We start from the raw sequence: 12,766 nt of genomic DNA on the forward strand, positions 1-12,766 counted from the left end.
GAACGCGCGCGAAGCAGCCGCCCGATCACCGTCGCCGCAGCGTGACGGTCACCAACCCTGCAGCCCGACCGCGCCCAGAACCCCAGGCACCGTCAGGGTACCCGCGCCCATCCACAGCAGGAAGCCCACCCCGGCCGCCCCCGCGAGAACCGACACCACCAGAAACACCCACAGCGGCCCCGACCCGCGCCCCGACCCCCGCCGCACATGCACCGTGCGCGAGATCAGATACGGCAGCGGGCCCAGAACGATCCAGAACACCGACGGGCGCGACGCATAGCCCAAAGCTCCCAGACGACGGAAATCCGCAATCACCGCGAGCACGAGCCACACGAGCACGAGCGCCGTCGCGATCCACGCCACGATCACCGACACCGGCGACACCGGATCGACCAGCACGAGAGCGCCCACGCCCGCGGCCAGCAGCAGGTTCAGCAGAGGGGAGAGGGCAAGCAGCCACGCACCCGCCGTGCCCGCCGCGAGAGGCGTGCGCCGCACCGGCGCCGCCACCGCCGACGCGCCCCACGAGCGCTCCATGGGCGCGTAGTCCACCGACTCGAGCTCCGCCACCGACGTCGGCGCGGCGAAAGACCCGGGGCCCGACGGCACCGCCACATTTGATCCAGCCACCGCGACACTCGACCCAGCACCCGCCGGCACCGCCGCACTCGACTGAGCCCCCGAAGGCGCGGCCGCACTCGACTCCGCCCACGGCGGCGTCTCGGCGCGCCACGAGCCGCCCCCGAACGCATCGCCCGCCGCAGCAGACCCCACCGACGACACAGGCTTGGTGCCCTCCAGCTCTGACGGCACCGCGAACGTCATCGCCTCCGACACCGCCGGCGACGCGGGGGAGGCGACCGACGCGGCGGAGGCCGCCGACCGTCGCAGGCTGCCGAGCCCCAGCCCAGCATCCTCATCAGGGCGCACATGATCCGTCCACGCCGTGCCGTCCCACCAGCGCCGCGTCGCCGGCAACGACGGATCGCGGTACCAGCCCTCCGGCAGCGGCGCGTCGGTCATCGCAGTCCTCTCACTGGGGAAAGCTCAGGCAGTGCGGCCAGCGTACGCGCCCCCAGCCGACCTCGCTAGGGTCGAGCCGCCATGAGCGACAACACCCACACGCCCGACAGCGCAGCCGAGCCCGACAGCGCAGCCACGCCCGCCGCGCGGCGGCCCCGCCGCCCCGGCCCCGCACGTAGCGCCGCCGGGCTCGCCGCCGACCTCGCCTACGTCGCGCGATCGCGACTGGGGCCGCTGCGGTACGGGATGCTCCCGCCCCCGCCGAACGACCCCTCTCGCGACGCCGCGCGGCTGCCCGTGCTGCTCATCCCCGGCGTCTTCGAGTCGTGGCACTACCTGCGCACCCTCGGTGAGCGTCTCGCCGCGCGCGGGCATCCCGTGCATCGCGTCGCCGAGCTCGGCCTCAACCGGCACCCCATCGAGCACGCCGCGCACCTCCTCACCGACTACGTGCGCGAGCGCGACCTGCGCGACGTCGCCCTCGTCTGCCACAGCAAGGGCGGGCTCATCGGCAAAGCCATGCTCATCGCCGATGCACAATCCGCCCCCGACCAGCGCCGCCTGACGCGCCTCGTGACCGTCAACACGCCCTTCGCCGGCACGCCCGTCGCGCGGTGGGGCCTCGGGCCCTGGCGCGAGTTCCGACCTGAGTCGGCGATCATCCGAACCCTGGATGCCCGCACCGACGTCAACGACCGCATCACGTCGCTCGTCAGCGCCGTCGACCAGTATGTGCCGCGCGCGATCGCGCACCTCGACGGCGCCGAGAACGTCGTCCTCGACCGGGTCGGGCACTTCCGCGTGCTCGGGCTGCCCGACGTCATCGACGAGATCGAGCGCCGGCTGCCCTAGTGAGAGGTCGTGTCGGGCTGTCGGCGATCGACGTCGGGGTGCTCCTCCTCCGACTCCTCCTCGGCGGGCTCCGCGGGCGCATCCACACCCGGCACGCTCACCCGCGCAGCGCCCGGCCCCGTCTCGTCCTCTTTCTCGCCGGGAGGAGGGCCCTCCGGAATCAGCGGGTTGAACTCTCCGTCGTCGGCGTTTGTGCTGCGTGCGTCACTCATGCTTCGTCTCCTTCCGTCTCGTCCTCGTCGATCTCGGCGCCGATCGCGCCCGCGCCGAGCTCGCCTTCGACGTAGCGGTCGTCAGCGCCCGGCGCATTCGACTCTGCGACGTCGCTCGCGCCCGGCACGGTCAGATCGGGGTCGGTGCCCTCGACACCGCTGAGGTCGGCTTGCTGGTACTCGTCCGAGGTCATGTCGTTCCTCATGTCGTCGTGACTGGTCTGGTGGGAGCTGTGTGACGTCATGGGCCCAGTGAAGCGAGGTGCGAGCATCCGCACAACGGGGTTGACAACGCGCAGAAAGGGGGAGGTGACGAACGCACCCCACCGCGTCGGGCACCTGAGAGGATGCTTCTATGCCCGTCGCCGCCACCAGCCCCGCAATCGCCGCCCCGAAGCCGCTGTGGAGCTGGAAGCTCGCACCGGCGTTCATCGTCGCCACGAGCGCGATACCGCTCTTCGGCTTCGAAAACCGCCTCGTCGGGTACCCGTGGCTGGTGATCGGCCTCGTCGTGGCGTTCGTGGTCGACCGCGAACTGATGCGCGACCTCGGCATCGTCGCCGCCGGCCTCATCGTCGTGAGCACCGTGAGCGTCAAGGCCGACATCTCCTGGCCCAACTTCTTCCTGCTCGGGTTCGTGCTGAGCCTCGCCGTCGCCGTGCCGTTCGTGCTCGACCGGTACGTGTTTCGGCGCCGCGTGATCCGCTTCCCGTGGCGCAGCGGGCAGAAGTGGCAGCCGTGGGAGAAGTCGTACCTGTTCGCCGTGCCGTTCCTCGGCTGGCTGATCCTGCCGTACTACTTCATCAGCTCGGGCGCATACCTCAACTGGCCTGCCGTCTCCGAGACCTCAGAGGTCGCGCGGCTCTTCGTCGGCGTCAACGCCGTCGGCATCTGGGATGAACTCTTCTTCATCTGCACCTGCTACGTGCTGCTGCTGCGGCACTTCCCGGTGCTGTTCGCCAACATTCTGCAGGCCATCATCTTCGTGTCGTTCCTGTGGGAGCTCGGCTACCAGGAGTGGGGGCCGCTCATGACGATCCCCTTCGCGCTCCTCCAGGGCTGGATCTTCCACCGCACCAAGTCGCTCACCTACGTCATCATCGTGCACCTGCTGTTCGACCTCGTCGTGTTCCTCGCGATCGTGCACGCCCACAACCCCGGCGTCTTCCCGTTCTTCCTCATTCCCGCACCGCAGTAGCGCGCTCCCGCAAGGCGGGTGGGGGAGACTGGAGCCGATGACCCTCTCGCTGCTCGACCGCATGCCCACCCCCTACGAGGCCGGCGCCGCCTTCGACGCGATCGAGAACTGGGCTGCCGACGAGGGTCTGACGCTGTACCCCGCGCAGGAGGAGGCGATCTTCGAGCTCGTCGCCGGTGCCCACGTCATCCTCGCCACCCCGACCGGCAGCGGCAAGAGCCTCGTCGCCGTCGCCGCTCACGCGATCGCCCTCGCGCAGGGCCAGCGCAGCTACTACACGGCGCCCATCAAGGCGCTCGTGAGCGAGAAATTCTTCGCCCTCGTCGACATCTTCGGGGCGGAGAACGTGGGCATGGTCACCGGCGACAGCAGCGTCAACGGGGATGCGCCCATCGTGTGCTGCACAGCCGAGATTCTCGCGAATCAGGCTCTGCGGCACGGGCCCGAGCTTGAGGCGGGGCTCGTCGTCATGGACGAGTTTCACTACTACGCCGACCCCGAGCGGGGGTGGGCGTGGCAGGTGCCGCTGCTCGAGCTCACCCACGCGCGGTTCCTACTCATGAGCGCCACCCTCGGCGATGTCACGCCCATCGCCGACGACCTGGAGCGCCGCACCGGCCACCCGGTGAGCGAGGTCACGCACGCCGAGCGGCCCATTCCGCTCACCTTCGACTACGTGAAGACCCCCGTGCACGAGACCGTGCAGACCCTGCTCGACGACGGGCAGGCGCCCATCTACGTCGTGCACTTCAGTCAGGCCGCCGCGATGGAGCGCGCTCAAGCGCTGTCGAGCATCCGCATCATCACGCGCGAGCAGCGCGACGAGATCGCCGCCGCCATCGGCGACTTTCGCTTCACCACCGGGTTCGGCACCACCCTCAGCCGCCTCGTGCGCAGCGGCATCGGCGTGCACCACGCCGGCATGCTGCCCAAGTACCGCCGACTCGTCGAAGTGCTCGCGCAGCGCGGACTGCTGCGCGTCATCTGCGGCACCGACACGCTCGGCGTCGGCATCAACGTGCCGATCCGCACCGTGCTGCTCACGGCGCTCAGCAAGTTCGACGGCGAGAAGATGCGGCAGCTCACCGCGCGCGAGTTCCACCAGATCGCCGGTCGTGCCGGTCGAGCCGGATACGACACCGCCGGGCTCGTCGTCGTGCAGGCGCCCGACCACGAGGTCGAGAACCACGCCGCGACCACCAAGGCGGGCAGCGACCCGAAGAAGAAAAAGAAGATCGTGCGCAAGTCGGCCCCCGCCGGCTTCGTGACATGGAGCGAGACGAGCTTCGAGCGGCTCATCGGCGGGGCGCCCGAGCCGCTCGAGAGCCGCATGCAGGTGTCGGCCGCGATGCTCATCAACATCATCGCGCGCGGCGGAGACGTCTTCGGCAACGCCCGAGGGCTGCTCACGCAGAACCACGAGCCGCCGCTGCGGCAGCGCGAGCTCGTGCGCCGCGCGCTCGGCATCGCCAAGACCCTCGTGCGCGCGGGCGTCGTCGTCATCGAGCCCGGCGGTGGCATCAGGCTCACCGTCGACCTGCAGCCCAACTTCGCGCTCAACCAGCCGCTCAGCCCGTTCGCCCTCGCCGTCATCGAGTCGCTCGACCCGGAGGACGACGTGCGCGCTGTGGCGCCGCCGCCGGGAGCCGAGCCGGGCGACGAGCCCGAGGCCGCCCCGCACTACGCCCTCGACGTCGTGAGCGTCATCGAGGCGACGCTCGACGACCCGCGCCCCGTGCTACGCCAGCAGGAGCACAAGGCGCGCGGCGAGGCGATCGGCCGCATGAAGGCGCAGGGCATGGAGTACGACGAGCGCATGGAGGCGCTCGACGAGATCACCCACCCGCGCCCGCTCGCCGAGCTGCTCGAGGCCATGTTCGAGACGTATGCGGCCACCCAGCCGTGGATCCGCGACGTCGAGCTGCGCCCCAAGTCGGTCGTGCGCGACATGTTCGAGAAGGCGATGAGCTTCACCGAGTACGTCAGCCACTACCAGCTGGCCCGCAGCGAGGGCCTCCTGCTGCGCTACCTCAGCGACGCCGACCGCGCGTTCCGGCAAACGGTGCCCGACAACGCGAAGACGCCCGACGTGCTCGACATCATCGAGTGGCTGCGCGAGCTCGTGCGCCAGGTCGACTCGAGCCTGCAGGACGAGTGGACGCAGCTGACCGCGCCCCCCTCCGACGTCGGGGAAGGCGAGCCGATTCTGCCCCCGCCCCCGCCCGACGTCACCACGAACCGCCGCGCGTTCACCGTGCTCGTGCGCAACGAGCTGTTCCGCCGCGTGCAGCTGGCGGCGCTGCAGCGTGACGACGAGCTCGTCGAGCTCGACCCGGAGGCGGGCTGGCCGGAGGCGCTCGACGCCTACTACGACGAGCACGAGAGCGTGGGCACGGCGGGCGGCGCGCGCGCAGCATCCCTCGTGCAGATCTCCGAGAACGATCCGGATGCTGGGCCCGGCTTCTGGCGGGTGCGCCAGGTGATCGACGACCCGGCCGGCGACCACGACTGGGGCATCCACGCGACCGTCGACCTCGCGGCGAGCGCGGAGCGCGGCGAAGCGGTCGTGCGCGTGGAGGGGCTGAAGCGCCTGTAGCAGCTGCGGCGCCTGAGGCGGCGGCCGCTACTGCAGGGGCGTCAAGAAGACCAGCAGCAGTGCGGGGGTGAAGATGCCGAGACTGACGAGCGCCGCCGTCAGCAGCAGCGTGAGCACGAGCGGCCCCCACCCGCCCCGCGCCTGACGCTGCACGACGATGCCGCGCGCCGTCAGATAGCCGTACGACCCCAGGAGCGCCCACCAGGCCGACGCGCGCTCGAGGTGACCCCACTCGTGCAGTCGCTCGCGATCGCGGCGGACGAAGATGATGATCCACAGGATCGGCAGCAGCGCAGCGCCCACCACCCAGAACCACGGAGTCGACTCGAGACCGGTGAGCACCGTCACCGCGAGCTGGGCGAGGAAGGCGACGAGAGGCGTGGCGGCGAGCAGCCACGCCGAGATCGTCGTCGTGCGCTCGGGGGCGTAGTCGAGGGACTGCTGCGGGGAGTTCGGCCGTTCGGCATTCGCGGTCGATCGCGTGCCGAACCTCGCGCGACGCGTGGGCTCGACCGCGACGCCCTCCCCAGCGGTCGCCGGCGCAGACGTGGGAGTGGCCGAGAACGGTGCCGAGAAGGAGTACGGGGCGTCCGTCTGCGGAGCGGCGACCGCCGTCTCGCCCGGGGCGCCGAATGCCGCATGCGGAAGCCCGGGGGCGGCGGGAGCACTCTGGGTGATCGGCTTCGGGCGGGTGTGCTGGCTCCAGCGCGACCCATCCCACCAGCGCAGGCGCAGGGCGATCTCAGGGTCGTCGTACCATCCCGCGACGGGGAGCTCGGAGCCTTCGGTCATGGCGGGTCCTCGGGTGGAACACAGTGTGGCGTCGAACAACAGCGGGGGCAGGGTATCGCGCGGCGCACTCGCCGGGGGTAAACGCGAATCCGGTTCGGACAAGTCTACGACGCGGACGGTCGCGGGCCTACGCCATACGAGTCCCCAGTAAGGGGGACTCGATGGGGTACAGCGGGCGTGCGACCGTCGGCGGGATGCCGATCAGCCGGCGCTCCGGTCGAGGTCGCCCAGCATGCGCCACACCGTCGTCGTCAGGGCCGGGTGATCGAGCGCGATCTGCCGCAGCACGCGGTAGTTGCGGGCGGGGGAGGGCAGCCGGTCGTCGTCGGAGCGGATCGACTCGGCCCGGAGCATCCACACCACAAGCTCATCCACGCTGGGGAGCTCCGTCATGAAGTCCCACGGATCCTCGCCATCCCGGCAGCGCGCGAGGATCACCGTCTGCAGCTCATCGTGGGCTTCGGCGCGCAGCACCTCGAGGCTCGCACCTCGAGGCCGGTCGCGTTCGCTCACCCCTCGACCCTACGACGGCCCCGCCGGTGAGCACCCTCAGAGCAGAGGCTCGATGACCGCCAAGACGCCGGCGGGGTCCACCGCCCACCAGGTGCCGATGACGGTGGCCTGCGCGAGCAGCCACACGTACAGCGGCCACGCGATGGCGCCCGTCGTGCGCCCGATGCGCGCGCTGCGCACCGCAAGGTAGACCGGCGGCACGAGGAGGGCGCTGACCCACGGGGCCGTGCGCAGGTGCCCGGCCAGCGCCATCAGCCGGGCATCCTGCCCCGCCAGGGCGGCGCAGAGAATGAAGGGGAAGACGAGGGTGAGCCCCCGCGTCCACGCCGAGCTTTCCGGCGGCAGGCTCGTGAAGACGGCGAAGATCAGCAGGGCCTGCGTGAACGGCATCGTCGCCATGAGCCAGACCGACGTCGTGTAGACGCGCCTGCGCGGCTCGAGGGGCTCGGAGACGACGGCGCGGTCGGGTTCGCGACGCCGCCGGGGCCGCGCGCTGTCGAGGTCGACGGCGCTCACCGGCGTGCGCGGCCACCGTCGGCTTCCAGCGGGGCTGGGGAAGGCGGCAGAGGAAACGCTCGCCGACGAGCCGAAGTAGGCGGAGTCGGCGCTCGTGGAGTGCAGCGACATGCGGTGGGCTGCGCGCGCCGAGTCGTGGGGCGTGAGCGTGACGGGGGCCGAGCCGGTGGCCGTGTACGCGCCGGGCTCGGCGACGTGGTCGCTCGTGCCAGCCGATCGCCGTGCCCGGCGCATCGCGCCCGTCGACACGTCGGGGCTGCGCGGCACCTCGGTCGGCCGCAGCGGCTCGACGTGCTCGGTCCACTGCGCGCCGTCCCACCAGCGCCGGTGTGTGGATTCGCCCCCGATGGTCGTGGCGAGCGGGTCCGGGTACCAGCCTGCCGGTACCTGAATCGCTGTCGTCGTCATGATGTGGTCCCCCAGTGTGCCCCCGGCCCCCCGGCCGGATTGCGGTGCTTCACCCGCAGCGTTCGGTGCTGCGGGGCTGTCGCGAAGCTGTTCGGGTTCCACGCGACGTGTCGTGCGATTTTTAGTTGTTCGGTGCTGCTGGTAGGTGGTTCGGTGCTGCCAGGTGCGGTTCTGGGTCGTGCGGTGGTGCCGTTTCTCGGTGGTGCGTCTAGAGTATGCCGGGCCTGTGCGACGTGTGCGCGCGCGCCGTTCGCTTACCGAACGACCGTGAAGATGCCCCAATCGTCGACCTGCCACGTGATCCACCCGTTGGCGCGCTGCAGGCTCACGGTGACCACAAGGTTCTCGCCGGAGGAGTTGGTGGCGGGGCACCGCAGCTGCTGCCCGATGAACAGCGGCGGGGATGCCGGGCAGTCCACCTGGAGCATGGTGCCGATCGATCGCGCGTTCGCCTGAATCGTGCCCGCGGCCTGGTCGGCGAACACGGCGGGCATCGCGGCGATGATGAGACCGGGCACGGCCAGAATGGATGCTCCCACGAGGCCGGAGACGAGAAGCCAGACCGCCACGGGGCCGAACCCGGCACCCGAGACGCGGCTCAGCCGCACGGCGCGCGCGGCGAGGTAGACGGGCGCGGTACCGAGCGCCCACAGCCAACTGGCGGGGGAGTCGATGCCTCGGCGGCGCAGGGTGCGGGCATCGAGGAAGGCCAGAGCGGCGACGATCGGGTAGGGCACGACCCAGATGACCGCCATGAAGATGAGGCTCGGGCCGGTCGTGAACGCCGCGACGACAAGCAGGCTCAGCAGCAGCTGCAGCATAGGCATGAGCGCGATCGCCCAGGATTCGACGGTCTGCACGTTGCCGCTCGGTGCGCCCAGAGTCTGGTGGGTGCCCGTGCGGCGCGTCTCGGATGCGGAGAGCGGCGACTCCTGCGAGTAGGGGGCGTACTGCGGCGCGCCGGGAGCGGACGCGAAGCCCGGCGCGGAGCCATACTGAGGCGCGGAGCCGTACTGCGGTGCGGAGCCGTACTGCGGCGCGCTGCCCTGCTGCGGTGCCGAGCCTGAGCCGAGATCCCACGGCGCGCTGCCGCTGGCGGAGACGGGGCGGGGCGGGGAACCCGATGCGGAGTCGGGTGCGCTGGCGCCATCGCGCTGCAGCGGAACCCACGGGGAACGTGCAGGATCCTGCGGCGGCTTGAGCTCTGACTCGGCCTGCAGGTCGGCGAACGCGGCCGCGGCGAAGGCTTCGGCCGCAGAATTGGCGGGCCGCCCGCCGGAGGGCGACGAGGAGGCGCTGCGCGATGCGCTCGCGTCCTGGGCCGGCGGCTGTTCGGCCTGCTGGTCGGGCTCGATCAGTTGCGGCGTGGCCTCGGTCGTGGGCGGGGCGAGCTGGCGCAGAACGTTCGCGGTCGGCTGCTCGACGGCCGGGTTCTCGGGCGCGGAGCTCTCGCTTGCGCGCCCGTCGAGCGGGGCATCCTCGGGCGTGGACGCGGTGCGCAGGTCGCGGCGGCGGGGAAGGTCGTCGTCGGCGTAGATCGTCGGGGCTGCCGGGCCGCTCGGCGCCTGGGTGGGCACCATCGGCTGGCGCGCGTCAGAGACATGCTCCGTCCACGCGGTGTTGTCCCACCAGCGCAGCTGCGGCAGGCCGAGCGGGTCGGGGTACCAGCCCGCCGGCACGCGACCGTAGTCGTCTTCCGCCACGTTTATCGTTCCCCCTCGTTCGCCGGCAGTGCACCACCGGCCCCCGCCAGTGTACGGGGCGAGAGCGCTCAGGAGCGATGATTCGTCATACCCCCGTCGGGGTGTCCCCCGTCCGGGGGCGCGTCGCCGCCTCACGTCGAACGCGCACCGCGTCGATGGCCAGACCGACGGCCACGGCCACCGCGATCGACACGGCCACGGCGATGACGGGAGAGTCGCCGAGCCAGGCCCCGAACGCGGCGCCGACGCCGACGTTGTAGACCGCCCAGGCCGAGCAGGCGAGGAGACTCAGCGGCAGGTAGCGGCGGTACGGGAACCCCGTCGCACCCGCGACGAGGTTGACCGCCACGCGCCCGAACGGAATGTAGCGGGCGACGAAGATCACCAGCGCCGCACGGCGGTGCAGGTTCTCGCCCGCCCACGCGAAGACCGCTCGCACGCGCGGCTGCCGCACGCGGGCGAGCAGCGGCGCCCCGAGGCGGCTGCCGAGCAGGAAGGTGAGGCTGTCGCCGACGACGGCGGCGAGAGCGGCGACGAGGATGAGCAGGAAGGGATTCGGAACCCCCTCCGACACGGCGAGAGACCCCAGGGCGACGACCACGGTCTCGCTCGGCACGACCACGAGGAACGCGTCGGCGACGGTCAGCAGTGCCGTGACGGGCAGCGCCCACGGCGACGCGGCGGCCGCGACGACCCACTCGGTGAGGGCATCCACGACGCCCGGTGTACTCCGCTCAGGTGAACAGCGGGCGACGCGCCGCCTCCAGCCAGGCGCGGCCCCGCTCCACGCGGCCAGCCTCGACGGCGAGCGAGGGGCCCTGTACCCACGCGGTCGCGAGCCGCACGCCGTGCAGGGCGCTGAGCACCCACAGTTCGGCACCCTCGAGGTCGCGCGGGTGCGCCTGCACCGCGCGCACCTCGACGCCCTCGGCGGCCGCCGCGTCAGTCACGATGCGCTCCGTGACGCTCGGGATGCGCGGTGCAGAGTCGTGCACGCGATGCAGCACCCCGCGCCGCCACCACACGAGCGAGCTGTACGCACCCTCGACCAGTTCGGCGGTGGGGCTGAGAATGATGGCCTCCTGCGCGCCGGCGGGCTGCGCGAGCGTGCGCAGCCGCTGCAATGACTCCAGGTCGGGGCCCTTGACGCGGGGCTGGATGCGCGGGTCGTGCGGCGCGGTGGCGACGATCACCTCCGCGGTCGTCGGCGGTGTGGGGCGCACCCGCAGCGACAACTGCGCTCCCTCGGCCCGCGCGCGCAACTCCACGCGGGGAAACCAGTCGCCCTCCGTGGGGAGGAGCGCCAGCGCCGCGCTCCAGAACGCCTGCGGCTCCGTCGCCTCGCCCAGCAGCGCCGCCACGCTGCCCAGAAAGCGGTCACGGTGATGGTGCAGGCCGCGAGCCTCGCCGTCGACGACGCGCCAGGAGTCAGCCACGAGCACGGCACCCGCGTACGGGTCGCACCAGTCGACCGGCTGCCACGGGCCGCCCGCAGCCGAGGAGCCGCGCCAGACGTGCAGTGCCTCACTCATAGGATTCAGCGTATGCGTGACGGTCTGCTCGTCGAGCCCCTCGGGCGCCTCGGAGCCCCCGAGGACGGCGCAGGCCTCGACCCCGAGCTGCTGCTGCTGCGCCTGGACGCGGCCCATCCGCAGGCCGACGGCCTCGTGTGGCTCGACAGCGGCGCGGCAGCACCCACCGGCCGCAGCCTCCTCGCCGTCGGCGACCGCGTGCCCCTGCCGGAGAGCGCGCCGGTGCTGCCCGCGCTGCGCGCGGCGCTCGCCGAGTTGCCCCTGCTCGGAGCGGGCGACGCCGTACCGCTCGGCCTCGTCGGCTGGTTCGGCTACGAGCTGCGGGGCGAGACGATGGGCATGCCCGTTCCGCCCGTGCCGGGCCACCACCGGGCGGCTTGGCTGCGCGTCGACCGCGGCGTGCTCATCGACCACGAGGCGGGCACCGCCACTCTCGTGGCGCTCGACCCGGGCGGCACGGGGCAGTGGGAGGGCGAGCTCGACGACTGGCGGCACCGGATGCTCGAGCTCGTGCGCGACGCGAGCGCAGCATCCCCGCCCCCCGTCGTCGACCCGCCGTCGGCCACCGCCGTGTGGCGCGACGACGACGCCCACTACGCCGAGCTCGTCAGCCGTTGCCAGGAGGCGATCCGCGAGGGGGAGGCATACCAGCTGTGCCTCACGACGCAGGCGAGCGTCGTCGGGGCGCACGACCCGATCGAGGTGTACCGCCGACTGCGGCGCGGCAGCCCCGCCCACCACGGCGCCCTGCTGCGCATCGGCGGCACCACCCTGCTGAGCGCGAGCCCCGAGACGTTCCTGCGCGTGAACGAAAGCGTCGTGAGCACGCGCCCCATCAAGGGCACGCGGCCGCGACACATCGATCCCGAGCATGATGCGGCGCTCGCCGCCGAACTCACCTTGAGCGACAAGGAGCAGGCCGAGAACCTCATGATCGTCGACCTCATGCGCAACGACCTGTCGCGCGTGAGCGAGATCGGCACCGTCGCGGTCACCGGTCTGCTCGAGGTGGAGAGCTACGCGCACGTGCACCAGCTCGTCTCCACCGTGCAGGGGCGCCTGCGCGAGGGGCTCGACGCCCTCGACGCGGTCGCCGCCTGCCTACCCGCCGGGTCGATGACCGGCGCACCCAAGAGGCGCGCGGTCGAGCTGCTCGCCGGCTGGGAGGCGGGGCCGCGCGGCGTGTACTCGGGTGCCTTCGGCTACCTCGCGACGGACGGCTCGGCCGACCTCGCCATGGTCATCCGCAGCATCGTGCTCGAGGCAGAGACGGCGACGGTCGGCGCGGGCGGCGGCGTGACGGCGCTGAGCGAGCCGAATGCGGAGACCGCAGAGATGCACCTCAAAGCGGCAGCCCTGCTGCGAGCGCTCGGCGTGCAGACGCAGCCGGTACCCTGAGAGTTCGCGCTGCTCGCGGCCGT

13 protein-coding genes are annotated in these 12,766 nt (G+C 71.9%); 4 read left to right on the plus strand and 9 right to left on the minus strand.

Features of this window, described 5'->3' with window-relative positions:
• Positions 1-48: 48 nt before the first annotated feature.
• Positions 49-1,023 (minus strand): DUF2510 domain-containing protein, encoded by a 975-nt coding sequence (locus RJQ01_RS04545; protein ID WP_350475538.1) that lies wholly within the window; start codon positions 1,021-1,023, stop codon positions 49-51.
• An 81-nt stretch (positions 1,024-1,104) separates the two neighbouring features.
• Here RJQ01_RS04545 and RJQ01_RS04550 point away from each other — a divergent pair, with 81 nt between their 5' ends.
• A complete protein-coding gene (locus RJQ01_RS04550) occupies positions 1,105-1,875 on the plus strand; it encodes an esterase/lipase family protein (RefSeq protein WP_350475539.1) in 771 nt (256 codons plus the stop codon).
• On the opposite strand, the gene RJQ01_RS04555 is transcribed toward RJQ01_RS04550, so the two are convergent.
• Entirely contained in the window at positions 1,872-2,087 is a 216-nt protein-coding gene (locus RJQ01_RS04555) for a hypothetical protein (RefSeq protein ID WP_350475540.1), read from the minus strand. The two genes, RJQ01_RS04550 and RJQ01_RS04555, sit on opposite strands and share 4 nt — an antisense overlap.
• Positions 2,084-2,332: a hypothetical protein gene (locus RJQ01_RS04560; protein WP_350475541.1), complete on the minus strand. Its 249-nt coding sequence runs from the start codon at positions 2,330-2,332 to the stop codon at positions 2,084-2,086. The genes RJQ01_RS04555 and RJQ01_RS04560 overlap by 4 nt, the downstream gene beginning before the upstream one ends.
• A gap of 110 nt (positions 2,333-2,442) precedes the next feature.
• On the opposite strand from RJQ01_RS04560, the gene RJQ01_RS04565 reads away from it, so the two are divergent.
• On the plus strand, positions 2,443-3,285 hold the full coding sequence (locus tag RJQ01_RS04565) for a CPBP family intramembrane glutamic endopeptidase (protein ID WP_350475542.1): 843 nt from the start codon (positions 2,443-2,445) through the stop codon (positions 3,283-3,285).
• 37 nt (positions 3,286-3,322) lie between these two features.
• A complete protein-coding gene (locus tag RJQ01_RS04570; RefSeq protein WP_350475543.1) occupies positions 3,323-5,881 on the plus strand; it encodes a DEAD/DEAH box helicase in 2,559 nt (852 codons plus the stop codon).
• A 27-nt stretch (positions 5,882-5,908) separates the two neighbouring features.
• On the opposite strand, the gene RJQ01_RS04575 is transcribed toward RJQ01_RS04570, so the two are convergent.
• From RJQ01_RS04575 to RJQ01_RS04600, 6 genes are all read right to left on the minus strand, one after another.
• Entirely contained in the window at positions 5,909-6,673 is a 765-nt protein-coding gene (locus RJQ01_RS04575; protein WP_350475544.1) for a DUF2510 domain-containing protein, read from the minus strand.
• 201 nt (positions 6,674-6,874) lie between these two features.
• The gene (locus tag RJQ01_RS04580) at positions 6,875-7,186 is read right to left on the minus strand and encodes a tryptophan synthase subunit alpha (RefSeq protein WP_350475545.1); all 312 of its coding nucleotides are present in this window, start codon (positions 7,184-7,186) and stop codon (positions 6,875-6,877) included.
• A 36-nt stretch (positions 7,187-7,222) separates the two neighbouring features.
• Positions 7,223-8,110 (minus strand): DUF2510 domain-containing protein, encoded by an 888-nt coding sequence (locus RJQ01_RS04585; protein WP_350475546.1) that lies wholly within the window; start codon positions 8,108-8,110, stop codon positions 7,223-7,225.
• A gap of 254 nt (positions 8,111-8,364) precedes the next feature.
• Complete coding sequence (locus tag RJQ01_RS04590; RefSeq protein WP_350475547.1) at positions 8,365-9,813, minus strand: DUF2510 domain-containing protein; 1,449 nt, start codon at positions 9,811-9,813, stop codon at positions 8,365-8,367.
• 85 nt (positions 9,814-9,898) lie between these two features.
• Complete coding sequence (locus RJQ01_RS04595; RefSeq protein WP_350475548.1) at positions 9,899-10,528, minus strand: DedA family protein; 630 nt, start codon at positions 10,526-10,528, stop codon at positions 9,899-9,901.
• Positions 10,529-10,547: 19 nt separating this feature from the next.
• On the minus strand, positions 10,548-11,345 hold the full coding sequence (locus RJQ01_RS04600; protein ID WP_350475549.1) for an aminotransferase class IV: 798 nt from the start codon (positions 11,343-11,345) through the stop codon (positions 10,548-10,550).
• Between the two features lie 12 nt (positions 11,346-11,357).
• Between RJQ01_RS04600 and RJQ01_RS04605 the strand changes: the two genes are divergently transcribed.
• The gene (locus RJQ01_RS04605) at positions 11,358-12,743 is read left to right on the plus strand and encodes an anthranilate synthase component I family protein (RefSeq protein WP_350475550.1); all 1,386 of its coding nucleotides are present in this window, start codon (positions 11,358-11,360) and stop codon (positions 12,741-12,743) included.
• Positions 12,744-12,766: the final 23 nt, after the last annotated feature.

Origin of the sequence: Microcella sp. (assembly GCF_040286215.1) — a bacterium.
GTDB lineage: Bacteria > Actinomycetota > Actinomycetes > Actinomycetales > Microbacteriaceae > Microcella.